The following is a 21,464-nucleotide window of genomic DNA, read 5'->3' on the forward strand; positions in this document are numbered from 1 at the left end:
CCGCGGCCGTCGGCGGGAACGGGGAGGACCGCGCCACGGGAGTGACGCGGTCCTCGGACGTTCAGCGCGGGCGCCGCGTCACATCATGTCTTCGATGTCCGCCGCGATCGGGTCCGCGTCGGTGCCGATGACGACCTGGATGGCGGTGCCCATTTTGACGACGCCGTGGGCGCCCGCGGCCTTGAGGGCGGCCTCGTCGACGAGGGAGGGGTCCCGTACCTCGGTGCGCAGCCGGGTGATGCAGCCCTCGACCTCTTCGATGTTGTCGAGTCCGCCGAGACCGGCGACGATCTTCTCAGCCTTGCTGGCCATCTCTTGTCTCCTGTTTCCCTGACCCACCGTGAGTCCGATATGTCACGGTAACGCACGGTTGGCCCAACTTCACGGGCGGTTGACCCCCGGGTGGACCACCATGGCGCTCAGCGGCGCCCCCCTGCCGGACGGGCGCCGCCTGCGTACAAGTGGTCTAAACCAATGTACGGCCACTGTACGCGAACGCCCGCAGGCAGCAGTCAGGGAGGACACCGAATGAGTTCGGCCACCGCGTCCGCGGCGCCCCGCAAACCCTGGTTGAGCGTGCTGTTCCAAGGGCTCCAGAAGATGGGCCGCAGCCTCCAGCTGCCGATCGCCGTCCTGCCCGCCGCGGGCATCTTGAACCGGCTGGGCCAGCCGGACGTCTTCGGCGCCGACGGCCTCGGCTGGGACCGGGTGGCCAAGGTCTTCGTCGGCGCGGGCGGCGCGCTGCTGGACGGCTCGATCGGTCTGCCGCTGCTGTTCTGCGTGGGTGTGGCCATCGGCATGGCCAAGAAGTCCGACGGCTCGACCGCGCTCGCCGCGGTGGCCGGTTTCCTGGTCTACAACGGCGTGCTGCACCAGTTCCCCAAGGACTGCGGGCCCGGCACCGTACTGTCGGCGGGCGCGTGCATCGCCAAGGACGGTACGGCGGCGGCGGCCACGTACCAGAACCCCGGTGTCTTCGGCGGCATCGTGCTCGGGCTGCTGACCGCGTACTTCTGGCAGCGCTTCCACCGCACCAAGCTGGTCGACTGGCTCGGCTTCTTCAACGGCCGCCGCCTGGTGCCGATCATGATGGCCGGAGTCGCGATCGTCTTCGCGGTGATCTGCACCTGGGTCTGGCCGCCGATCGGCGACGCGCTGACCAGCTTCAGCAAGTGGCTGGTGGACCTCGGCGCGATCGGCTCGGGCATCTTCGGTGTCGCCAACCGCGCGCTGCTCACGGTGGGTCTGCACCAGTTCCTGAACACCTTCGTGTGGTTCCAGTTCGGCGACTTCACCAAGCCGGACGGCACGGTCGTGCACGGCGACATCCCGCGCTTCCTGGCGGGCGACCCGACGGCCGGGCAGTTCCAGACCGGCTTCTTCCCGATCATGATGTTCGCGCTGCCCGCCGCCGCGCTGGCCATCGCGCACACCGCCAAGCCGCACCGCCGCAAGGAGATCAGCGGCATGATGCTCTCGGTCGGCCTGACGTCGTTCGTCACCGGGATCACCGAGCCGATCGAGTACTCCTTCCTGTTCATCGCACCGCTGCTGTACGCCTTCCACGCGGTGCTGACCGGCGTCTCGATGGCGGTCTGCTGGGGGCTGGGCGCCAAGGACGGCTTCAGCTTCTCGGCCGGTCTGATCGACTACTGCCTGAACTGGAACCTGGCCACCAAACCCTGGCTGCTGCTGATCGTCGGCGCGTGTTTCGCCGTGGTCTACTACGCGCTCTTCCGCTTCGTGATCGTGAAGTTCAACCTGGCCACGCCGGGCCGGGAGCCGGACGAGATCGAGGCCGAGCTGGAGCAGGGCAACGTAAAGTAACGATTCGGCGTCGTAAAAGCCCCCAAGTCCCCGGACTTGGGGGCTTTTGTCATGTCACCCAGCGTGTGACTCATGGCACACACAACGATCCGGAATCATGGATTCCTTTACGCCTCCCTCACGTGTTAAAACTGGTCTACACCACTGAGTGGTATAGACCACGGCGGCGGGCCGTCCCCTTCCATGCGCCCGCCTCACCAGGAGGAATCTGATGAGTACGGCCACCGGCACGGCGGCTCCCGCGAAGAAGCGGGGCTCCGGCCTGTTCCAGGGTCTGCAGAAGGTGGGACGGAGCCTCCAGCTCCCGATCGCCGTCCTGCCGGCCGCGGGCATCCTGCTCCGGCTCGGCCAGCCCGACGTCTTCGGCGCCGACGGTCTGGGCTGGGGCAAGGTCGCGACCGTCTTCGCCGAGGCCGGCGGCGCGGTCTTCGACAACCTGCCGCTGCTGTTCTGCATAGGCGTCGCCATCGGCTTCGCGAAGAAGTCCGACGGCTCCACCGCGCTGGCCGCCCTGGTCGGCTTCCTGGTCTACAGCCGGGTCCTCCAGGCGTTCCCGGTCACCGACGCGGTCGTCAACACCACCGCCAACAAGGGCGTCGACGTCGCGGCCACGTACAACAACCCCGGTGTCCTCGGCGGCATCCTGATGGGTCTGCTGGCCGCCGTGCTGTGGCAGCGCTTCCACCGCACCAAGCTGGTCGACTGGCTCGGCTTCTTCAACGGCCGCCGCCTCGTCCCGATCATCATGGCCTTCGTCGGCACCGGCATGGGTGTCTTCTTCGGCCTGGTCTGGAAGCCGATCGGCGAGGGCATCAGCAACTTCGGCGAGTGGATGACCGGCCTCGGCGCGGTCGGCGCCGGCCTGTTCGGCCTGATCAACCGCGGTCTGATCCCGGTCGGCATGCACCAGTTCGTGAACTCCGTCGCCTGGTTCCAGATCGGCGACTTCAAGGACGCCTCCGGCACGATCGTGCACGGCGACCTGACCCGGTTCTTCGCCCACGACCCGACCGCGGGCCAGTTCATGGCGGGCTTCTTCCCGATCATGATGTTCGGCCTGCCCGCCGCCGCGCTGGCCATGGCGCACACCGCGCGCCCCGAGCGCCGCAAGGCCGTCATGGGCATGATGCTCTCGCTCGCCCTGACCTCGTTCGTGACCGGTGTCACCGAGCCGATCGAGTTCTCGTTCATGTTCATCGCGCCGCTGCTGTACGCGATCCACGCCGTGCTGACCGCAGCGTCGATGGCCATCACCTGGGCGCTGGGCGTGCACGCGGGCTTCACCTTCTCCGCGGGCTTCATCGACTACGCGCTGAACTGGAACCTCGCCACCAAGCCGTATCTGATCATCCCGATCGGCCTGGTCTTCGGAGCGATCTACTACTTCGTCTTCCGGTTCGCGATCGTCAAGTTCAACATCCCCACCCCGGGCCGCGAGCCCGAGGAGGAGATCGAGGACATCACCAAGTGACGTACGGGCGCTGACAGTTCAGCCACCCGCGGCGGGTCCGGGACCGGATACGGTTACGGGCCCGCCGTCCGCGTTCCGGTCAGAGTTCGTAGACCGCGCCGGAGACGGCGAGTTCGACCGGACCTTCGAAGGCGGACTTGGCGTCACGCAGGTTGACCGAGGGGTTGGTCCACGGCGGGATGTGGGTGAGGACCAGGCGTCCGGCGCGGGCGCGGGCGGCGGCCTCCCCGGCCTCGCGGCCGTTGAGGTGCAGCTCGGGGATGTCCTCCTTGCCGTGCGTGAAGGACGCCTCGCACAAGAAGAGGTCGGCGCCGTCCGCGAGCCCGTCCAGGGCGGCGCAGGGGCCGGTGTCGCCGGAGTACGCCAGCGTGCTGCCCTCGTACTCGATACGGAACCCGTACGCCTCGACCGGGTGGCTGACCAGGTCCGTGGTGATGCCGAACGGGCCCAGGCGGAAGGCGCCGGGCTCCAGGGTGCGGAAGTCGAAGACCTCGCTCATGCACTTCTCGTCCGGCACGTCGCCGTAGGCGATGCTCAGACGGCGCTCGGTGCCCTCGGGGCCGTAGACCGGGATCGGGGCGGCGGGGCCGCCGTCGTGCCGGTAGTAGCGGGCCACGAAGTAGCCGCACATGTCGATGCAGTGGTCGGCGTGCAGATGGCTGAGCAGTACGGCGTCCAGGTCGTACAGGCCGCAGTGACGCTGCAGTTCGCCGAGGGCGCCGTTGCCCATGTCGATCAGCAGCCGGAAGCCGTCGGCCTCGACGAGGTAGCTCGAACAAGCCGATTCCGCGGACGGGAACGACCCCGAGCAGCCGACGACGGTGAGCTTCATTCCTGGAAACACCTCCGTGGGCGCGCCACAGATCACCCCATTCCGGCTGGAGTGGGGGGATTGGCGGGACGGTCCGCCATGTCTTGAGAGGGTAAGGCGCGGGGGGTCCTCACGCGCCTCTCCCGCACCTCGTTGTGGGCGGAATCACCAGTACGGGGGGCCGCGGGGCCGGTTGCCGAACACCAACGCGGGCCCCCGCGCACCGGGGGGTGTCCTGGAACGCCGGACGGGCCGGCCGACGAGCGGTCAGGCCCAGAGCTGGCCGTGCAGGGCCGCGACGGCGGCCTCGGTGGACTCGGCGGTGTAGATGCCGGTCGAGAGGTACTTCCAGCCGCCGTCGGCGACGATGAAGACGATGTCGGCGCGCTGGGCGGCGCGGTGCGCCTTGGCGGCCACGCCGAGGGCGGCGTGCAGGGCCGCGCCGGTGGAGACCCCGGCGAAGATGCCTTCCTGCGACAGGAGTTCGCGGGTGCGGCGGACCGCGTCCTCGGAGCCGACGGAGAAGCGGGTGGTGAGCACGGACTCGTCGTACAGCTCGGGCACGAAGCCCTCGTCGAGGTTGCGCAGGCCGTAGACGACGTCGTCGTAGCGCGGCTCGGCGGCGACGACGGAGATTCCCGGCACCTTCTCGCGCAGGAAGCGGCCGACGCCCATGAGGGTGCCGGTGGTGCCGAGACCGGCGACGAAGTGGGTGATGGTGGGGAGGTCGGCGAGGATCTCCGGGCCGGTGGTGGCGTAGTGCGCGGCCGGGTTGGCAGGGTTGCCGTACTGGTAGAGCATCACCCAGTCGGGGTGCTCGGCGGCCAGTTCCTTGGCGACCCGGACCGCGGTGTTGGAGCCGCCCGCGGCCGGTGAGGAGATGATCTCCGCGCCCCACATGGCCAGCAGCTCGCGCCGCTCGGAGGAGGTGTTCTCCGGCATGACGCAGACGATCCGGTAGCCCTTGAGGCGGGCGGCCATGGCCAGCGAGATGCCGGTGTTGCCTGAGGTGGGCTCCAGGATGGTGCAGCCGGGCGTGAGGCGGCCGTCCGCCTCGGCCTGCTCGATCATGTGCAGGGCCGGGCGGTCCTTGACCGAGCCGGTCGGATTGCGGTCCTCCAGCTTCGCCCAGACGCTCACCTCGTCGGACGGCGACAGGCGCGGCAGGCGGACCAGCGGGGTGTTGCCGACCGCCGCCAGCGAACTGTCGTAACGCATCAGCGCGCGCCGCCGGCCACTGCCGGGAGGATCGTCACGCTGTCGCCGTCGGCGACCTTGGTGGAGATGCCGTCGAGGAAGCGGACGTCCTCGTCGTTGAGGTAGACGTTCACGAAGCGGCGCAGCTCGCCGCCGTCCACGACGCGGTCGCGCAGGCCCGCGTGCCGGGTGTCGAGGTCCGCGAACAGCTCGTCCAGGGTGGTCCCGGCGCCTTCGACGGCCTTCTGGCCGTCGGTGTAGGTGCGGAGGATGGTCGGGATGCGGACCTCGATGGCCATGACTGCGCTCCAGTGAGTGCGTGCGTACGACGACAGGGGCGGGGCGGGGCTGCGGTGCTTCAGCGGTCGTGCGGGGTGCGTGCGGAAGCGGGCGCGGGTGGTCAGGCGCCCTGACACGCCGCGCTGGTGCGGCGGCACAGGTCGACGTGCAGCCGCGCCACGAGCAGCGTGCCCGGCGCCTTGTCACTCACGTCGAAGAGAACCATGGGGTCATCGTATCGATTCCCCCTGGTGGGCCGAGACGGCCGTCCCACGATCCGGACCGTCAGACGTAGGAGTCCACGACCTGTACGGGTTCTTCGGTGACGACACCGTCCACGATGCGGAACGAGCGGAACTGGAACTCCTCCGCGAGCGAGACCAGCACGTAGTGCGCGCCGGGTTCCTGGGCGAGCGAGATGTCGGTACGGGAGGGGTACGCCTCCGTCGCGGTGTGCGAGTGGTAGATCACCACCTGCTCCTCGCCGCGCTGCCGCATCTCCTTGTCGAGCCGGAGCTGCTCCATCGAGTCGAACTCGTAGAAGGTGGGTGAGCGGGCCGCGTTCAGCATGGGCACGAACCGCTCGGGGCGGTCGCTGTCCTCGGGGCCCGCGACGACCCCGCACGCCTCGTCGGGGGCGTCGGCCTCGGCGTGCGCGACGATCCGGTCGTACAGGTCCTGGGTGATGGTGAGCATGCGGGAAAAATAACAGGGGCCGCGCGGTCACGGCCCGGTGGTCGGGGCCCGGCGCTCACGGCCCGGTGGCCGGGGCCCGGCGCTCACGGCCCGGTGGCCGGGGCCCGGCGCCTACGGCCCGGTGGTCGCGGTCGCGGCGGCGGGGGTGGGGGCGGGCGCCAGGTGGGCCCTGCGGGCGAAGGCGGCCGGATTGCGCCGCTTGAGCAGCGTGTAGCCGCCGGCCAGGAGCGCGAGCCACAGCGGGACGCCGTACAGCGAGATCCGGGCGTCGGCGTCGGCGCCGATCAGCACCAGCACCAGGACGAGGAAGGCGAGCGCGAGCCAGCTGGCGACGGCGCCGCCGGGCGCGGTGAACCAGGCCGCCGCCGCGCGCCCGTCCTTGACCGCGGCGCGGTAGCGGATGTGCGAGGCAAGGATCACCCCCCAGGTCCAGACGGCGGCGACGGTCGCGAAGGCGGTGATGTACGTGAACGCGCCTGCGGGGTCGACGTAGTTGAGCCACACGCCGGTGCCCATCAGGGCGACGGAGACCAGGGTGCCGGTGGCCGGGGTGCGGCGGGCGGTGAGGCGGGTGAAGACCCGCGGGCCCTGGCCGTTGACGGCGAGGTCGCGGAGCATGCGCCCGGTGGAGTACATCCCGGAGTTGCAGGACGACAGGGCGGCGGTGAGCACCACGAAGTTGACGATGCCCGCGCCGAAGGGGATGCCGATCCGGGCGAAGGCGGCCACGAACGGGCTGACGCCGGGCCGGAATTCGGTCCAGGGGACGACGCAGAGGATGACGGCGAGCGCGCCGACGTAGAACAGGCCGATGCGCCAGGGAAGGGTGTTGATGGCCTTGGGCAGCGTCTCGCGGGGGTTCTCGGCCTCGCCCGCGGTGACGCCGACGAGTTCGACGGCCAGATAGGCGAACATGACGATCTGGAGGGTGAGCAGCGAGGAGCCGACGCCGTTGGGAAAGACCCCGCCGTCGCGCCACAGGTGGCCGACCGAGGCGGTGTCACCGGCCGCGGACACCCCGAGGGTGAGGACGCCGACGCCGATGAGGATCATGCCCGCGATGGCGGTGACCTTCACCATCGACAGCCAGAACTCGACCTCGCCGAAGAGCCGCACGGAGATCAGATTGGCCGCGAAGAGCAGGACGAGGAAGCCGAGGGCGGCGGTCCACTGCGGAATCCAGGGCCACCAGTACGCGAGGTAGGTGGCGGCGGCGGTGACCTCGGCCATGCCGGTGACCACCCACATCAGCCAGTACGTCCAGCCGGTGACGAAGCCCGCGAAGGGGCCGAGGAATTCGCGGGCGTAGTCGGCGAAGGAGCCGGACACCGGGCGGTAGGTGAGGAGTTCGCCGAGCGCGCGCATGATGACGAAGATGGCGACGCCCGCGACGGCGTACATCAGGACCAGGCCGGGGCCCGCCTGGTGGATGGCGCGGCCCGCGCCGAGGAACAGGCCGGTGCCGATCGCGCCGCCGATGGCGATCATCTGGATCTGGCGGCTGCCGAGGCCGCGCGCGTACCCCTCGTCCCCCGCCGGGGCCTCGCCCGCCCCGTCCCGCCCGTCCGTTCCACCCGTCACGTCCGACACGTCCGTCATGCCGGATTCGTACCACGTGCGGCACGGCGCCGCCCGTCGGCGGCCGACGGTCCGTCAGGTCGGGTGCGGGCCGGATGAGGGGCGGACACGGGCCGGGGGCGGGTGGGCGCGGCTCGGGCGCGGCTCAGGTGAGGACCGCGCGGGGCTCAGGTGAGGGCCGGGCGCGGCTCAGGTGAGGGCTTCGAGCAGGGTCTCCTGGAGCAGGCCGAACCACTGGAAGGCGAGCATCAGCGGCTTGCGCGGGTCCTCGTCCGGCAGGTGGTACAGCTCGCTGCGCTCGTCCTCGCTGACCTCCAGCCGGGCGCCGATGGACAGCCGCAGGTCGTTGAGCGTGCCGAGCCACTGGCGGGCCTCGTCGGCGCTGAGCCGGATCAGCGGGCCGCCCGCGTCCAGCGCGCGCAGCACGGCGAGGGCGTCCTCGCGCTTGCGGGCGCGCAGGTCGTTCTCGGTGAAGCGGCGGAATTCGGCGGCGTCGGCGGTCTCCTCGTACGCGCTCGGGAAGAGCCGGGCCAGCGCCGGGTCCTCCGGGGGCTTGGTGGGGCCGTCGGCGAAGAGCGCGGCCAGCGGGTCGTCGTCGGCCTCCGCGGGCTGGCTGCCCGGACCGACGAGTTCGAGCAACTGCGCCGTGAGGCTGCGGAGGATGGAGATCTCCACTGTGTCCAGCTCGATCGCGGCGCCGCCGCCGCGGACCCGCTCGAAGTAGCCCGCACGGGCGCGGCGGCCCATCAGCGGTCCTGCGTCAAGGTGGCCCACAGGCCGTATCCGTGCATCGCCTGCACGTCGCGTTCCATCTCCTCGCGGGTGCCGGTCGACACCACGGCGCGGCCCTTGTAATGGACGTCTTCCATCAGCTTCTTGGCCTTGCCCTTCGAGTACCCGAAGTAGGTCTGGAAGACATACGTCACGTAGCTCATGAGGTTGACGGGGTCGTTGTGGACGAGGGTCACCCACGGCACGTCCGGCGCGGGAACCTCGAAAGGCGCTTCGCTCGCTTCGGGACGCTCGACTTCTACTGGCGCGACACTCACAGGTTCCATGCTGCCGCTCCTGTGGTGCCTCGCACAAATGGGCGTGCGCGGCACCGCCGAATGGGGGGTTTTGCGCCCGCGCGGAATCCGTCGGTGTGCGGCGCCGCACACTTGCCCCGAGAAATCGTCACTCTGACGAGTATTGGGGGTAGCATCCTCGCCATGAGCACAGCAGACCTGGGACTGCCGGTGGACGTGCCGTCCACCGCCCTGTTCACCGACCGGTACGAGCTGACGATGCTGCGGGCCGCCCTGCGCAGCGGCGCCGCGCAGCGCCGCTCGGTCTTCGAGGCGTTCACCCGCAGGCTGCCCGAGGGGCGCCGCTACGGAGTGGTCGCCGGCACCGGCCGGGTCCTCGACGCGGTGGAGAACTTCCGCTTCGACGAACCCGTGCTGGAATTCCTGGAGCGCGAGGGCGTGGTGGACTCCGCGACCCTCGACTGGCTGGCGGGCTACCGCTTCACCGGCGACATCTGGGGATACCCGGAGGGCGAGGTGTACTTCCCCGGCTCGCCGATCCTGCGCGTCGAGGGCACCTTCGCCGAGGCCGTGCTGCTGGAGACGGTCATCCTGTCGATCCTCAACCACGACTCGGCGATCGCCGCGGCGGCCTCCCGGATGGCGGTGGCCGCGGGCGGCCGTCCGCTGATGGAGATGGGCGCCAGGCGCGCCCACGAGCTGGCCGCGGTGGCCGCCTCGCGGGCCGCGTACATCGGCGGCTTCGGCTCCTCCTCCAACCTCGCCGCCGGTTTCCGGTACGGCATCCCGACCATCGGCACCAGCGCGCACGCCTTCACGCTGCTGCACGACACCGAGCGCGACGCGTTCACCGCCCAGGTGGACGCGCTCGGCCGCGGCACGACGCTGCTGGTGGACACGTACGACCTCACCAGCGCCGTGCGCACCGCCGTGGAGATCGCCGGGCCCGAGCTGGGAGCGGTCCGGATCGACTCCGGCGACCTGCTGCTGCTCGCCTACCGGGTGCGCCAGCAGCTCGACGACCTCGGCGCCAAGGACACGAAGATCATCGTGACCTCCGATCTGGACGAGTACGCCATCGCCTCGATGGCCGCCGCGCCCGTGGACGCCTACGGGGTCGGCACCTCCCTGGTCACCGGCAGCGGGCACCCCACCTGCTCGATGGTCTACAAGCTCGTGGCCCGCGCCACCTCCGACGACCCCGACGAGCCGCTGGTCTCCGTCGCCAAGAAGTCACTCGGCGGCAAGACGAGCGTCGGCGGCCGCAAGTGGGCCGCCCGGCGGCTCGACGAGGACGGCGTCGCCGCCGCCGAGGTGGTCGGCACCGGGGCCGTGCCGCCCGAGCTCGCCGACCGCCAGCTCCTCGTCCCCCTCGTCCGCCACGGCGAGGTCATCGGCCGCGAGCCCCTCGACTCCGCCCGCGCCCGCCACATCACCGCTCGCGCGGGCCTTCCCCTCTCCGCGACCCAGCTCTCCCGCGGCGAGCCCGTCCTCCCCACCGAACTGATGTGACCCCCGCGGGGGCGCCCCCTCAGGGGCGCGAGGAACCGCGCGAGCGGCCCGTCGACGGCTGAGCGCGCGGTTCCCCGCGCAGCGGGGAGGGCAACGTCTTACGTTGGGGGGAGCGCACCCCTAGGCTCGGGACCGTTTCCACACTTTCCGCCGGAAGGGCAAAATGCACCGCGCATTGATCGTCGTCGACGTGCAGAACGACTTCTGCGAGGGCGGCAGCCTCGCGGTGACCGGCGGGGCCGACGTGGCCGCGGCGATCACGGACCTGATCGGGGAGTCGGCGGGCAGCTACCGGCACGTCGTCGCCACCAGGGACCACCACATCGACCCGGGCTCGCACTTCTCGGACCGGCCGGACTTCGTGACGTCGTGGCCGGTGCACTGCGTGGCGGGCACGGAGGGCGCGGGGTTCCACCCGAACTTCGCGCCCGCGGTCGCCTCCGGCGCGGTGGACGCGGTCTTCGACAAGGGGGCCTACGCGGCGGCGTACAGCGGCTTCGAGGGCCTGGACGAGAACGGCGCGGCGCTGACCGGCTGGCTGCGCGAGCGCGGCGTCACGGAGGTGGACGTGGTGGGCATCGCCACCGACCACTGCGTGCGGGCGACCGCGCTGGACTCCGTACGCGACGGCTTCACGACCCGCGTGCTGCTCTCGCTGACCGCGGGCGTGGCGCCCACGACGACCGACCGGGCGCTGGTGGAGCTGCGCGAGGCGGGCGTGGAGCTGACCGGCGCCCCGGTGGTCGCCGGCTAGCGCGGAGTACGGTTCAGCTAGTGCGGAGTACGGTTCAGCGCCGAGATCGGGTGCCACAGCTCGGTGCTGGCGCCGACGTCCCCCTTGCCGCGGTATTCGCGCCAGACCAGGCCGTCCGGGTGGTGCAGGACCGCGGTGACCTCGTCGGGCGTGGGCGGCTCGGCGTTGCCGGTGAGCCGGGCGCCGCGGAAGCCGAGGTTGCTGAGCCGGGTGAGGGCGCGCTGCCGGTTCTGGGCGTGCACCACGACCCGTACCGTGCGTTCGGGGCACGCCGGATGCGGCAGGCCGAGTGCGACGACGACCGTGCCGCCCGGGAGCTTGGTGAATCCACCGACCGCCATGGTCACATCATCAGCCGTTCGGCCGCCGCCCACCAGAGGACGACGGCCGAACGCGGGATGAACCCGGATGAAACAGCAGGTCACAGCGGATGCGACCCGATCAGGACGATCTTCGTGCGGTGACCGTCCCGGTGATTAGCCCGGCGATCGGCGCGGTGATCAGCGGTGCGCCGGCCCGACCTGGAGGGTCATCGTGCTGCCGTCGAGCGCCTCACCGACGATGGTGATCCGGGTGTTGGTGTCCTGCACCTTCACCCCGCCGGTCGGGTTCGCGGCGTCCCAGTAGGAGCCGTAGTGGTCGTCGAAGACCGGGTTGCCGAGCTTCGCCTTGACCTTGGTGGCGACACCGTTGGTGTGCACGGTGAAGCCGTCGGTCGGGAACCAACTGAACGGCGAGTCGTACGCCTGGATGCGGTTGCGCATCACGCTGCCGTCCGACCACTTCTCCGCCTTGGCGTGGGCGTCGATCGGCAGGATCTGGCCCGTGCCGGGGTGGATGCCGACGTTGTTGTCGGACTGCGAGGTGTCCCACAGCCAGACCAGCAGACCGTTCTGGTACGGGTAGTGCTCGACCCAGTCCGGCCGGGTGCTCGTCCAGCCGAAGTTGTACGGGCCGGTCTTCAGCGTCTTGTCGTACGAGACGTACTGCCGGTTCTCCGCGATGTAGTACTGCGGGTAGTCGTTGGTGAACGACGCCCCGATCCGGGAGAAGCCCTTGGCGGTCCAGCCGTTGTCGTCCGTCTCGGCACCGTCGGTGAAGACGGTCGCGCCGTCCGCGGTGACCGAGATCGCGTCGGCCGCGAAGCCCTGCTGGGCCACGCCACCGTCGGTCAGGTAGCGGAAGCGGAGCTGGATCTGCTTGCCCGCGTAGGCGTTCAGCGGGAAGGACAGGTCCTGGTACGCGCCGTTGGTGCCGGTCAGCGCCGGGGTGCCGCCGCCGTCGCGCGGGATGGACTTGCCGTTGGCGGTGCCGTCGAGCGCGGTCCAGGTGGCCCCGCCGTCGGCGGACGCCTCGGTGTAGAGGTAGTCGTACCCCTCCTCGATGTCCCACCAGCCCTTGAGGGCCAGCGACGCCGAGGACTTGCCGGTCAGGTCGACCGAGCGGGTCAGGGTGTTGGACAGGTTGTCGCCGCTGCCGCTCCACCACTGCTTGCTGCCCTCGGCGGGCGCGGTGATGGCGGTGGTGACCGCCTTGTCGGGCAGCGAGACGATCAGCGCCTGCTTGTCCTTGGTGTTGTACTCGGCGACGCCCAGCTTGGTCGTTGAGCGCGAAGCGGCCTTGGCCGTACCGTAGTTGAGCCAGCCGAGCTGGAGCTTGTCCCAGGCGCTCATGTCGTCCGGGAGGTCGCCGATCGAGTCCTTGCCGGTGCCCATCCAGGAGCCGGAGGACATCAGCGACCAGAAGCCGACGCTGGACTCGCCGACGTACGTGGTGTCGTACTCGTCGGGCAGGCCGAGGTCGTGGCCGTACTCGTGCGCGAAGACGCCGAGTCCGCCGTTCTCCGGCTGGAGGGTGTAGTCACCGATCCAGACGCCGGTGTTGCCGATCTGGGTGCCGCCGGACTTGTTGTCGGCCGGGCCCGTGCGGCCCGCGTCGGTGCCGTAGGCGTACCAGCGGTGCGCCCACAGCGCGTCCGTGCCCTGGGCGCCGCCGCCCGCGGACTCGTCCTCGCCCGCGTGCACGATCTGGAAGTGGTCGATGTAGCCGTCGGGCTCGTTGAAGTTGCCGTCGCCGTCGTAGTCGTAGCGGTCCCACTGGTCGTACTGGGCCAGGTCCGCCTTGATCTGCGCGTCGGTGCGGCCCTGGGCCTTCTGGTCGGCGACGTACGCGGTGGTGGCGTCGCGGATCAGGTCCCAGGCGCTGGAGCAGGTGCTGGCGCCGCAGTAGTTGGAGCCGTAACGGGCCTCGTTCCAGGGCACCTTGACCCAGGAGGAGACCTCGCCCTCCACCGAGTAGCGGCCCGAGGACTGCTTCTCGTAGTACTTCGCCAGCGACTCCTTCTTCGCGTCGTGCGAGAAGTAGAGGTCGTTGAAGTGCTGCTGGTTGTAATCCGCCTGCCAGGCCGTGCTGTTGTCGTTCTTCGGGTCCGGCTTGGCGATGGTGTTGTGCGCGGGGCCCGGGTCGCCGCCGTACTTCACGACCGGCGGCTGCGGGCCGTCGGGGCCGTCCGGGTCGTACGTCGTGGTGTTGTCGACCTGGTCGCCGAACTCGACAAGAATCGTGAAGATCTTGTCGGTCTGCTCGCGGCCCAGCTCGACGTACTTGCTCTTCTTGCCCTTGCCGGAGCCGAGTTGGACGACCTTCGAGCCGCCGCGCTGCTGCACGGTCGCGTCGCCGTTCACGACCTGCTGAAGCGCGGCCGTACGCTCGGCCGACTGCTTCTCGCTGAACGGGCCCGGCAGATCGTGGGCCTGGTTCTCCGCCGGATCGTGGCTGGCCACGGGTGCGGGCTGCCCCTTCTCGGCGGGAGCCGCGTACGCCCCCGCGGTGGTGACCGCGGTGACGCCCAACACGGCTATCGCGAGGGCCAGGGCGGCGGGTTTGGTGATCCTCCGCTGCGTTTTCAAGATTTTTGACCTCCCCTTGAGAAAGGCCATTGCATCGGAGTGACGGGAGAAAAAACAGATCTTGACTTGAGCATGGCAGGCCAGTACGTTTACCGGTTTCCCGGCACCGCTCAGCGGACCCACAGGTCACACCAACCGGCCGCCACCGTCCGGGCGTTGACGGACACCGGCGTCCGCAGGATGAGACGCCTGACACGCTTGCGACCCCGTGCGCCCCCTCGTGCTCCGCACCGTGGGTTAGGTCACGCTTACCCCATGTTCGGGCCGGGCATGCCGAAGCGTAGAGCCAGCCCGCTACCGAGGACGGATTCCCCCAATGCCACGTCCTACGACCGCGCAACTCGCCTACGGTTCCCTGACCGTTGTCCTGTCCACCTTCGCGATGCTCCTGCTGTCGGACGCACGGTCCGGCGTGGGAGTCGCCGTCATTTGCGCGGCGGGACTGATCCTGGGCCTGCTCGTCGCGGTGACCGTCACCCTGCCCTTCGTCGCCCGGGTGCGGTCCGCCCAGGCCCGGCCCAGCGCCTCTACCGGTTCCACCGTTCCCGCCGCCGAGTCCGGCGCCCAACCGTCCCCCGCACAGCGCCCGCTCCCACGGGCGGCCGGCGGTCGCGGCGTACGCGAGTCGTCGCGGGTCGGCGAGGCGTCACTACGACGCTGAGGCCCGGCGCGGACCCGCGCGGAAGACCCGCACCGCATGTCACCGCTGAAGGCACTTCGGCACTTCGGCCCTTCGGCCCTTCGGCGCTTCACGGCGCCACCGCTTCATCGCTCCAGCGCTCGTCCGCTGCACCGCTTCACCGCTGCACCGCGTCAGACGGCGGCCACGACCACGGTCCTGGCCGCCTTGTCGTGCAGGCACTGCCGGAACGGCTTGTCCCAGGTGCACCACAGGGAGTTGAGCAGCCAGAAGAGCGGGCCGATCAGGATCGTGACGAGCACGCCGGGCAGCGCGTAGACCGCGGCCCGCGTCCAGCCGACGCCGCCGGGGACCGCGCCGTCCTCCAGGCGCGCCGCGCGTATCCGCAGCAGCATCTTGCCGAGGGTCTGCCCGCGGGCGGCCGTCATGGCGCCCTCGTAGAGGAAGTACGCGATGAAGGTCGCCGCCCCCGCGAGGATCTCCTTGCCGCGGCCCGCGTCACCTGGATTGGACAGATCACCGCCGAACACCGCCGCGCTGAGCAGCACGTCGAGGACGATCAGGATCGCGGTGTCGACGACCCGGGCCAGGAACCGCTGGCCGAGGGAGGCGAGCGGGGCCATCCCGGACGGCTGGTCTGCACTCATGACGCTCAGTCAATCAGCCATCCGGGTGGCGGTACAGGGCGTGTGCGGCGCCCTTCCGCCCGGCCGCCGGCCCGTCAGGCGGTCTGGACGACCACCGTCTTAGCGGCCTTGTCATGGAGCCCCTGCTTGTACGGCTTGTCGAACAGCACCGTGATGCCGAGGATCACGAACCAGACGCAGCTGCAGCAGAAGGCGGGCAGCCACAGCACGAGCGCGCGCAGCCCCGCCGCCGCGGAGGTGGGCACGCTGCCGTTCTCCAGCATCGCCACGCGCAGCTTCATCAGCTTCTTGCCCACCGTCTGGCCGGTGGACCGGGTCATGAACCACTCGTAGAGGAAGCCGAGCACCGCGAAGAAGGCGCCGCCGACCGCCGACTTGCCGCTGCTGAAGTTGTCGGTGCCGCCCGCCGCCCAGTCCAGCAGACCGGCCGGGATCAGCACGATGATCACGTCGATCACGCGGGCCAGCACGCGCTTGCCGCCGTCCGCCAGCGGCGGCATCCCGGCCAGCGGGTCCTGCGGGGCGCCGCCGTAGGGGTTGTTGGGGTCACCAGGCCCGCCGGGACCGCCAGGACCGCCGCCGTACGGGTTTCCCGGACCGCCGGGACCGCCGCCGCCGTACGGATTCGCCGGGCCGCCGGGACCGCCGCCGTAGGGGTTGTCGGAGCCGCCGGGGCCGCCCGGAGTGGCGGGACCGCCGCCGTACGGGTCGCCGCCGTACGGATTGCCCGGCGGCGGGGTGCCCTGGGCGCCGTTGTACGGGCCGCCGGCCTGGTCGCCTGGCGGCTTGGCGAAGGGGTCCTGGGGGGAACCGGGCGCTGGCTGATCGGTACTCATGTCCCGAGTCAAACCCGGACACCGGCCGCCCGCCCGCTGCGGACTCCGTTCGGAGTACGGCGCCGCCCCGGACGTACGGCATCGGCGCGGACGTACGACCCGCCCCCGGACGTGACCTCAGTCGGCCGCCACGAACGTCCGCGCGGCCTTGTCGTGCCAGCACTGGCGCCACGGGCGGTCGAAGAGGCACCAGGCGAGGCCGACGACGCCGACGACCAGGACGTCCAGCACGGTGTGGGTCAGCCAGCGGCGAAGGCTCGGGCCGAAGGCCGGCGGGATCTGCGCCTCGACGTCCAGCACCCGCAGGCCCACCAGCTTCTTGCCCAGCGTGCGCCCCCACTTGACGGTCGGCAGCACTTCGAGCAGCAGGCCCGCCAGGACCGCCACCAGCAGCACCACGGCCAGCTCCAGGCCCGTCGTGCCGTCGATCAGCCACACCTTCACGGTCTCGCCGCTCTGCTTCGCGTCGTCCACCTTCGTGTGGATGTGGTGGTACGCGGCCGTGCCCAGCGGTACGGCCGCGGCGGCGGTCACCGCGCAGAACAGCACCGTGTCGAGCACGCGCGCCGCGAACCGCCGCACCAGCGCGCCCGGCCGCCCCTGCGCCGAGATCATGCTCAGGAACGGGTCACCGGCCGGGGGCCGCCACGGCGCCGGGCGCTCCTCGCCCGCGGGCCGCTCCTGCTCCCCCGCCGACTGCCGGGCCAGATGGTGCACCTGCTGCGCCCAGGGCGCGGCCTGCGGTTGAGGTTGCGGCTGGGCCTGCGGCTGCGGCTGGGGCTGGGGGGCGGCCTGCGGCTGCGGCTGGGCGTGCGGTTGAGGCTGGGCGTGGACCTGCGGCTGGTGGGGCGGTGTCCGCGGCTGGGGCCGCTCGGCGGCGGGCGGCGACTGCTGCGCGGGCACGCCCGGCGCGGCGGCCGTGCCCGCGGCGCCCCAGGAGATCCGCGGCGGCTCGGCGCCGGGCTCCTGCCCGGCGGGCCGGGGCCAGGAAGGAGCGGGCTCCGGGGCGGACGCCGGGGCCGCAGCGGGCGCCGGCGTACCGAAGTCGGAGTGCGGCGCCCCCGGGTCCTCGTCGAGGAACATTGGCCCGGACTCGTCCATCGCCGGGGCGGGCGGAGGGGAAGAAGAAGGGGACGGGGACGGAACCGGCGCCTCACCCGCGGCGGGCGCGGGCCGGCTCGTACCCGGCACCCAGGTGGAGCCGTTCCAGTAGCGGATGTAGTTCGGGACCGAGGGGTCAGGGTAGTAGCCCGGGGCCGGGGACGCGGAGGAGGAACCGGAGGAGCCAGAAGTGGGTGCGCTCATGGTTCACGGAATCCGTATCTGCTCGGTCTGGGGGGTTTGTGACGTCCACATCTACCAGACGCGCGGGCCCGGCGTGACCGCCGTTCCCCGCACCGCCCGGCTTCGGAGGGCGTACTTGTCTTTACCCGTACGCGCCCCCTCGTGCCCGTGCTTCAGGAAATTTGAACCGAATCCCGCGAACCCGCGTAATGGTTGGAGTGGTACGCGCTCTCTCCTGGTGCAGGCCCCGGCGCAGCACCCGCTGCGCGTCACCGAAGACACCGCGGAACACGCGGAACGCGAAATGGGGCTGCCGCGCCGAGGAAAGGATGTCGAGTCGATGCACACCGTGGTGGAACGCGAACTGGAAATGCAGCTAGTGCTGTCGCCGGAGCGGAGCATCCCCGTACCCGCCAGGCTGGCCTATCGCACGGATGATCCCTTTGCCGTGCACATCACTTTCCACGTGGGCTCCGACGCCCCCGTGAACTGGACCTTCGCCCGCGAGCTGATCGTGGAGGGGGTGTTCAGGCCGTGCGGTCACGGTGACGTGCGGATCTGGCCGACGAAGGTCAACGGCCGCAGCGTGATCTGTCTGGCCCTCAGCTCCCCCGACGGCAACGCGCTGCTGGAGGCGCCCTCGTCGCCGGTCGCGGCCTGGCTGGAGCGGACGCTGCGGGTGGTGCCGCCGGGCACCGAGCACGAGCAGCTCGGCATGGACGACGGTCTCAGCCGGTTGCTCGCCCCGACCACGCGGGACGAGCTATGGCTGAGCGATCCGTGGTCGGGGAAGGACGAGACGCCGGACGCGGGGGCGTGAGGGCCGGGCACGCCCGGCGCGGCCCTCAGAACAGCTTGCCCGGATTCAGCAGCCCGAGCGGGTCGAAGACGGCCTTCACGCCGCGCTGCAACTCGACGCCGGTGGGGCCGAGTTCGCGGGCCAGCCAGTCCTTCTTGAGCAGGCCGACGCCGTGCTCGCCGGTGATGGTGCCGCCGAGCGCGAGACCGAGCGCCATGATCTCGTCGAAGGACTCGCGGGCCCGCAGGGCCTCGTCGGGGTCGTGCGCGTCGAAGCAGACCACGGGGTGGGTGTTGCCGTCGCCCGCGTGCGCGCACACCCCGATCGTCAGGCCGAACTTGGCCGAGATGTCCGCGACGCCGTCCAGCATCTCGCCGAGCTTCGCGCGCGGTACGCACACGTCGTCGATCATCATGGCCGTCGAGATGGTCTCCAGCGCCGTCAGTGACAGGCGGCGCGCCTGGAGCAGCATCTCGGACTCGGCGCTGTCCTCCGCGGGCACCACGTCGGTGGCGCCCGCCGCCGTGCACAGCTCGCCGACCGCGGCGAGGTCGGCGGCCGGGTCGGCGGTGTCGAAGGCGGCGAGCAGCATGGCCTCGGTGGTCTCGGGCAGGCCCATGTTCGCCATCGCGTTGACCGCGCGGATGGTCGTGCCGTCCATCAGCTCCAGCAGCGACGGCACATGGCCGCTCTCCATGATCGAGCAGACGGCGGCGCAGGCCGCGGCGGCCGACGGGAATTCGGCGACCATGGCGAGCTGGCGCGGCGGTGCGGGCCGCAGCGCGAGGACCGCCTTCACGACGATGCCGAGGGTGCCCTCGGAGCCGACGAAGAGCCGCGTGAGGTCGTATCCCGCCACGCCCTTGGCGGTGCGCCGCCCGGTGGTCAGCAGCCGCCCGTCGGCCAGCACCACCTCGAGGCCGAGGACGTACTCGGCCGTCACCCCGTACTTCACGCAGCACAGGCCGCCCGCGCCGGTGCCGATGTTGCCGCCGATCGTGCACTGTTCCCAGCTCGACGGGTCCGGCGGGTAGGACAGGCCGTGCTCGCCGACCGCCCTGGACAGCACGGCGTTGACGACGCCCGGTTCGACCACGGCGATCCGGTCGACCGTGTCGATCTCCAGGATGCGGTCCATCTTCACCAGCGAGAGCACGATGCAGCCGTCCATGGCGTTGGCGCCGCCGGACAGCCCGGTCCGCGCCCCCTGCGGTACGACCGGCGCCCGGTGCGCGGTCGCGGTCCGCATGACGTGCTGCACGTCCTCGGTGCTGCGGGGCAGCACGACCGCCGCCGGGGTGCCGACGGCGGAGAAGCTCGCCATGTCCTGGGAGTACGCCGCGACGACGTCGGGGTCGGTCAGTACCGCCTCCGGCGGCAGGCCGCCGCGCAGTGCGGTGATCAGTTCATCGTGCATGTGTTCACCCTGACAGGCCGGGGCCCCGCCCTCAAGGGCGGGACCCCCACGAGACCACAGGGTGAGATCAGAGGTTGCCGCGCAGCTCCTGCTCCCGCTCGATCGCCTCGAACAGGGCCTTGAAGTTGCCCTTGCCGAAGCCCATGGAGCCGTGGCGCTCGATCATCTCGAAGAAGACGGTCGGGCGGTCCTGGACCGGCTTGGTGAAGATCTGGAGCAGGTAGCCGTCCTCGTCGCGGTCCACGAGGAGCTTGAGTTCGCGCAGTGTCTCGACGGGGACGCGGGTCTCGCCCGCCCATTCGCCGAGGGTGTCGTAGTAGGAGTCGGGGGTGTCGAGGAATTCGACACCGGCGGCGCGCATGGCGCGTACGGAGGCGACGATGTCGTTGGTGGCCAGCGCGATGTGCTGGACGCCGGGGCCGCCGTAGAACTCCAGGTACTCGTCGATCTGGGACTTCTTCTTGGCGACGGCCGGCTCGTTGAGCGGGAACTTCACCTTGAGCGTGCCGTCGGCCACGACCTTGGACATCAGCGCCGAGTACTCGGTGGCGATGTCGTCGCCGACGAATTCCTTCATGTTGGTGAAGCCCATGACCCGGTTGTAGAAGGCCACCCACTCGTTCATCCGGCCGAGTTCGACATTGCCGACGCAGTGGTCGATGGCCTGGAAGAAGCGCCGCGCCGGGGGCTCGACCACCGGCTCGGCGGCGACGAAGCCCGGCATGTAGGGGCCGTCGTAGCCGGTGCGGTCGACCAGGGTGTGCCGGGTCTGGCCGTACGTGGCGATGGCGGCGAGCACGACGGTGCCGTGGTCGTCCTTCAGCTCGTACGGCTCGGTGAGGCCGGTGGCGCCGTGCTCGACGGCGTACGCGTACGCGGCGCGCGCGTCCGGGACCTCCAGGGCGAGGTCGACGACGCCGTCGCCGTGGGCGGCGACGTGGTCGGCCAGGAAGCGGCCGTGGTCGGTGGCGGGCTTGATGACGGAGGTGAACACGAAGCGCGCGCCGCCCGACTCCAGGACGTAGGAGGCGGTCTCGCGGCTGCCGTTCTCGGGTCCCGAGTAGGCGACGCGGCGCATGCCGAAAGCGGTGGAGTAGTAGTGCGCGGCCTGTTTGGCGTTGCCCACGGCGAAGACGACGGCGTCCATGCCCTTTACCGGGAAAGCATCCTGGGTCTCAGTCATGACAAAAGCGTCCCGCCGCTTGTCAGGGTGCGCAATAGTTCCGGATTTCAGTGGACAGTCTGCACAGCGGAAGCGAGGATCGACGGGTCAATCTGTGCAGCATGACCACGGAAGGCGGCGGGGTATGGGGATCGACGCGCTGGACGGGCGGCTGATCACGCTGCTGGACCGGGAGCCGCGGATCGGCGTGCTGGAGGCGTCCCGGCGGCTGGGGGTGGCGCGCGGCACGGTGCAGGCCCGGCTCGACCGGCTGAGGGCCAATGGGGTGATCCGCGGCTTCGGCCCGCAGGTGGACCCGGCGGCGCTCGGCTATCCGGTGACGGCGTTCGCCACGCTGGAGATCAAGCAGGGCCAAGGGGCCGACGTACGGGCGCACTTGACCACTGTGCCGGAGGTGCTGGAGCTGCACACCACGACCGGTCAGGGCGACATGCTCTGCCGTCTGGTGGCCCGTTCCAACGCCGATCTCCAGCGGGTGATCGACCGCGTTGTCGGCTTTGATGGGATTGTCCGGGCCGCCACGGCCATCGTCATGGAGAACCCGGTCCCGCTGCGGATCATCCCGCTGGTGGAGCAGGCGGCGCGCGACACGTAGA

General features: G+C 70.7%; 23 protein-coding genes. 7 read left to right on the forward strand and 16 right to left on the reverse strand.

Annotated features, from left to right (window positions below):
- Positions 1-78: 78 nt before the first annotated feature.
- Entirely contained in the window at positions 79-312 is a 234-nt protein-coding gene (locus tag ACFZAM_RS17985; RefSeq protein ID WP_188282159.1) for a glucose PTS transporter subunit EIIB, read from the reverse strand.
- Between the two features lie 216 nt (positions 313-528).
- On the opposite strand from ACFZAM_RS17985, the gene ACFZAM_RS17990 reads away from it, so the two are divergent.
- Positions 529-1,827 (forward strand): PTS transporter subunit EIIC, encoded by a 1,299-nt coding sequence (locus ACFZAM_RS17990; protein WP_355343101.1) that lies wholly within the window; start codon positions 529-531, stop codon positions 1,825-1,827.
- A gap of 211 nt (positions 1,828-2,038) precedes the next feature.
- Positions 2,039-3,298, forward strand: coding sequence for a PTS transporter subunit EIIC (locus ACFZAM_RS17995; RefSeq protein WP_355343098.1), 1,260 nt, complete (start codon positions 2,039-2,041; stop codon positions 3,296-3,298).
- A gap of 79 nt (positions 3,299-3,377) precedes the next feature.
- Here the strand turns inward: ACFZAM_RS17995 and ACFZAM_RS18000 are convergent, their stop codons facing one another.
- The 8 genes from ACFZAM_RS18000 to clpS form a co-directional block, all read right to left on the reverse strand.
- Positions 3,378-4,130 (reverse strand): MBL fold metallo-hydrolase, encoded by a 753-nt coding sequence (locus ACFZAM_RS18000; RefSeq protein ID WP_355343095.1) that lies wholly within the window; start codon positions 4,128-4,130, stop codon positions 3,378-3,380.
- A 246-nt stretch (positions 4,131-4,376) separates the two neighbouring features.
- Positions 4,377-5,327, reverse strand: a complete 951-nt coding sequence (locus ACFZAM_RS18005) for a cysteine synthase (protein ID WP_391047110.1) — start codon at positions 5,325-5,327, stop codon at positions 4,377-4,379.
- On the reverse strand, positions 5,327-5,605 hold the full coding sequence (locus ACFZAM_RS18010) for a MoaD/ThiS family protein (protein ID WP_188282154.1): 279 nt from the start codon (positions 5,603-5,605) through the stop codon (positions 5,327-5,329). Before ACFZAM_RS18010 ends, ACFZAM_RS18005 begins: the two co-directional genes overlap by 1 nt.
- 101 nt (positions 5,606-5,706) lie before the next feature.
- Entirely contained in the window at positions 5,707-5,811 is a 105-nt protein-coding gene (locus tag ACFZAM_RS18015; protein WP_317452711.1) for a putative leader peptide, read from the reverse strand.
- Between the two features lie 59 nt (positions 5,812-5,870).
- Positions 5,871-6,281, reverse strand: a complete 411-nt coding sequence (locus tag ACFZAM_RS18020) for a M67 family metallopeptidase (protein WP_355343087.1) — start codon at positions 6,279-6,281, stop codon at positions 5,871-5,873.
- 111 nt (positions 6,282-6,392) lie between these two features.
- Positions 6,393-7,880, reverse strand: coding sequence for an amino acid permease (locus tag ACFZAM_RS18025; protein WP_391047115.1), 1,488 nt, complete (start codon positions 7,878-7,880; stop codon positions 6,393-6,395).
- Positions 7,881-8,048: 168 nt separating this feature from the next.
- Positions 8,049-8,606: a DUF2017 family protein gene (locus ACFZAM_RS18030; RefSeq protein ID WP_391047204.1), complete on the reverse strand. Its 558-nt coding sequence runs from the start codon at positions 8,604-8,606 to the stop codon at positions 8,049-8,051.
- A complete protein-coding gene (clpS, locus tag ACFZAM_RS18035; protein WP_391047118.1) occupies positions 8,606-8,917 on the reverse strand; it encodes an ATP-dependent Clp protease adapter ClpS in 312 nt (103 codons plus the stop codon). Before clpS ends, ACFZAM_RS18030 begins: the two co-directional genes overlap by 1 nt.
- 153 nt (positions 8,918-9,070) lie before the next feature.
- Here clpS and ACFZAM_RS18040 point away from each other — a divergent pair, with 153 nt between their 5' ends.
- Positions 9,071-10,399, forward strand: coding sequence for a nicotinate phosphoribosyltransferase (locus tag ACFZAM_RS18040; RefSeq protein WP_391047120.1), 1,329 nt, complete (start codon positions 9,071-9,073; stop codon positions 10,397-10,399).
- A gap of 163 nt (positions 10,400-10,562) precedes the next feature.
- Positions 10,563-11,153: an isochorismatase family protein gene (locus ACFZAM_RS18045; RefSeq protein ID WP_355343078.1), complete on the forward strand. Its 591-nt coding sequence runs from the start codon at positions 10,563-10,565 to the stop codon at positions 11,151-11,153.
- A 17-nt stretch (positions 11,154-11,170) separates the two neighbouring features.
- Here the strand turns inward: ACFZAM_RS18045 and ACFZAM_RS18050 are convergent, their stop codons facing one another.
- Together ACFZAM_RS18050 and ACFZAM_RS18055 are read right to left on the reverse strand one after the other, a co-directional pair.
- A complete protein-coding gene (locus ACFZAM_RS18050) occupies positions 11,171-11,494 on the reverse strand; it encodes a hypothetical protein (RefSeq protein ID WP_391047122.1) in 324 nt (107 codons plus the stop codon).
- A gap of 159 nt (positions 11,495-11,653) precedes the next feature.
- Complete coding sequence (locus tag ACFZAM_RS18055; RefSeq protein WP_391047123.1) at positions 11,654-14,062, reverse strand: immune inhibitor A domain-containing protein; 2,409 nt, start codon at positions 14,060-14,062, stop codon at positions 11,654-11,656.
- Positions 14,063-14,378: 316 nt separating this feature from the next.
- On the opposite strand from ACFZAM_RS18055, the gene ACFZAM_RS18060 reads away from it, so the two are divergent.
- Complete coding sequence (locus tag ACFZAM_RS18060; RefSeq protein WP_391047125.1) at positions 14,379-14,723, forward strand: hypothetical protein; 345 nt, start codon at positions 14,379-14,381, stop codon at positions 14,721-14,723.
- A 152-nt stretch (positions 14,724-14,875) separates the two neighbouring features.
- On the opposite strand, the gene ACFZAM_RS18065 is transcribed toward ACFZAM_RS18060, so the two are convergent.
- The 3 genes from ACFZAM_RS18065 to ACFZAM_RS18075 all read right to left on the reverse strand — a co-directional run bounded on the left by ACFZAM_RS18065 (position 14,876) and on the right by ACFZAM_RS18075 (position 17,490).
- Entirely contained in the window at positions 14,876-15,349 is a 474-nt protein-coding gene (locus ACFZAM_RS18065) for an RDD family protein (protein WP_355343066.1), read from the reverse strand.
- Between the two features lie 74 nt (positions 15,350-15,423).
- Positions 15,424-16,185 carry an RDD family protein gene (locus ACFZAM_RS18070; protein ID WP_391047128.1) on the reverse strand — a complete coding sequence of 254 codons (762 nt, stop codon included), beginning with the start codon at positions 16,183-16,185 and terminating at the stop codon, positions 15,424-15,426.
- Between the two features lie 117 nt (positions 16,186-16,302).
- Positions 16,303-17,490 (reverse strand): RDD family protein, encoded by a 1,188-nt coding sequence (locus tag ACFZAM_RS18075; RefSeq protein ID WP_391047130.1) that lies wholly within the window; start codon positions 17,488-17,490, stop codon positions 16,303-16,305.
- Positions 17,491-17,809: 319 nt separating this feature from the next.
- Between ACFZAM_RS18075 and ACFZAM_RS18080 the strand changes: the two genes are divergently transcribed.
- Positions 17,810-18,289: an SsgA family sporulation/cell division regulator gene (locus ACFZAM_RS18080; protein WP_355343286.1), complete on the forward strand. Its 480-nt coding sequence runs from the start codon at positions 17,810-17,812 to the stop codon at positions 18,287-18,289.
- A 25-nt stretch (positions 18,290-18,314) separates the two neighbouring features.
- Here ACFZAM_RS18080 and ACFZAM_RS18085 read toward each other — a convergent pair whose 3' ends face one another.
- Together ACFZAM_RS18085 and hppD are read right to left on the reverse strand one after the other, a co-directional pair.
- The gene (locus ACFZAM_RS18085) at positions 18,315-19,685 is read right to left on the reverse strand and encodes an FAD-linked oxidase C-terminal domain-containing protein (protein WP_355343057.1); all 1,371 of its coding nucleotides are present in this window, start codon (positions 19,683-19,685) and stop codon (positions 18,315-18,317) included.
- Positions 19,686-19,752: 67 nt separating this feature from the next.
- Positions 19,753-20,868, reverse strand: coding sequence for a 4-hydroxyphenylpyruvate dioxygenase (gene hppD / locus ACFZAM_RS18090; protein WP_355343054.1), 1,116 nt, complete (start codon positions 20,866-20,868; stop codon positions 19,753-19,755).
- A gap of 124 nt (positions 20,869-20,992) precedes the next feature.
- On the opposite strand from hppD, the gene ACFZAM_RS18095 reads away from it, so the two are divergent.
- Positions 20,993-21,463, forward strand: coding sequence for an Lrp/AsnC family transcriptional regulator (locus tag ACFZAM_RS18095; RefSeq protein WP_093716663.1), 471 nt, complete (start codon positions 20,993-20,995; stop codon positions 21,461-21,463).
- The last annotated feature ends 1 nt before the right edge of the window (position 21,464 follow it).

This window comes from Streptomyces sp. NPDC008079 (genome assembly GCF_042957385.1).
Classification (GTDB): domain Bacteria; phylum Actinomycetota; class Actinomycetes; order Streptomycetales; family Streptomycetaceae; genus Actinacidiphila.

What these genes read in the sequence shown, in the direction of transcription:
- ACFZAM_RS18040 (WP_391047120.1), top strand. Translation starts at nt 9,071, where the DNA reads ATGAGCACAGCAGACCTGGGACTGCCGGTGGACGTGCCGTCCACCGCC.
- ACFZAM_RS18065 (WP_355343066.1), bottom strand. Translation starts at nt 15,349, where the DNA reads ATGAGTGCAGACCAGCCGTCCGGGATGGCCCCGCTCGCCTCCCTCGGC.
- ACFZAM_RS18020 (WP_355343087.1), bottom strand. Translation starts at nt 6,281, where the DNA reads ATGCTCACCATCACCCAGGACCTGTACGACCGGATCGTCGCGCACGCC.
- ACFZAM_RS18085 (WP_355343057.1), bottom strand. Translation starts at nt 19,685, where the DNA reads ATGCACGATGAACTGATCACCGCACTGCGCGGCGGCCTGCCGCCGGAG.
- ACFZAM_RS18030 (WP_391047204.1), bottom strand. Translation starts at nt 8,606, where the DNA reads ATGGGCCGCCGCGCCCGTGCGGGCTACTTCGAGCGGGTCCGCGGCGGC.
- ACFZAM_RS18000 (WP_355343095.1), bottom strand. Translation starts at nt 4,130, where the DNA reads ATGAAGCTCACCGTCGTCGGCTGCTCGGGGTCGTTCCCGTCCGCGGAA.
- ACFZAM_RS18095 (WP_093716663.1), top strand. Translation starts at nt 20,993, where the DNA reads ATGGGGATCGACGCGCTGGACGGGCGGCTGATCACGCTGCTGGACCGG.
- ACFZAM_RS17995 (WP_355343098.1), top strand. Translation starts at nt 2,039, where the DNA reads ATGAGTACGGCCACCGGCACGGCGGCTCCCGCGAAGAAGCGGGGCTCC.
- hppD (WP_355343054.1), bottom strand. Translation starts at nt 20,868, where the DNA reads ATGACTGAGACCCAGGATGCTTTCCCGGTAAAGGGCATGGACGCCGTC.
- ACFZAM_RS18050 (WP_391047122.1), bottom strand. Translation starts at nt 11,494, where the DNA reads ATGGCGGTCGGTGGATTCACCAAGCTCCCGGGCGGCACGGTCGTCGTC.
- ACFZAM_RS18070 (WP_391047128.1), bottom strand. Translation starts at nt 16,185, where the DNA reads ATGAGTACCGATCAGCCAGCGCCCGGTTCCCCCCAGGACCCCTTCGCC.
- ACFZAM_RS18045 (WP_355343078.1), top strand. Translation starts at nt 10,563, where the DNA reads ATGCACCGCGCATTGATCGTCGTCGACGTGCAGAACGACTTCTGCGAG.
- ACFZAM_RS18075 (WP_391047130.1), bottom strand. Translation starts at nt 17,490, where the DNA reads ATGAGCGCACCCACTTCTGGCTCCTCCGGTTCCTCCTCCGCGTCCCCG.
- clpS (WP_391047118.1), bottom strand. Translation starts at nt 8,917, where the DNA reads ATGGAACCTGTGAGTGTCGCGCCAGTAGAAGTCGAGCGTCCCGAAGCG.
- ACFZAM_RS18025 (WP_391047115.1), bottom strand. Translation starts at nt 7,880, where the DNA reads ATGACGGACGTGTCGGACGTGACGGGTGGAACGGACGGGCGGGACGGG.
- ACFZAM_RS18010 (WP_188282154.1), bottom strand. Translation starts at nt 5,605, where the DNA reads ATGGCCATCGAGGTCCGCATCCCGACCATCCTCCGCACCTACACCGAC.
- ACFZAM_RS18015 (WP_317452711.1), bottom strand. Translation starts at nt 5,811, where the DNA reads ATGGTTCTCTTCGACGTGAGTGACAAGGCGCCGGGCACGCTGCTCGTG.
- ACFZAM_RS17990 (WP_355343101.1), top strand. Translation starts at nt 529, where the DNA reads ATGAGTTCGGCCACCGCGTCCGCGGCGCCCCGCAAACCCTGGTTGAGC.
- ACFZAM_RS18080 (WP_355343286.1), top strand. Translation starts at nt 17,810, where the DNA reads ATGCACACCGTGGTGGAACGCGAACTGGAAATGCAGCTAGTGCTGTCG.
- ACFZAM_RS17985 (WP_188282159.1), bottom strand. Translation starts at nt 312, where the DNA reads ATGGCCAGCAAGGCTGAGAAGATCGTCGCCGGTCTCGGCGGACTCGAC.
- ACFZAM_RS18060 (WP_391047125.1), top strand. Translation starts at nt 14,379, where the DNA reads ATGCCACGTCCTACGACCGCGCAACTCGCCTACGGTTCCCTGACCGTT.
- ACFZAM_RS18005 (WP_391047110.1), bottom strand. Translation starts at nt 5,327, where the DNA reads ATGCGTTACGACAGTTCGCTGGCGGCGGTCGGCAACACCCCGCTGGTC.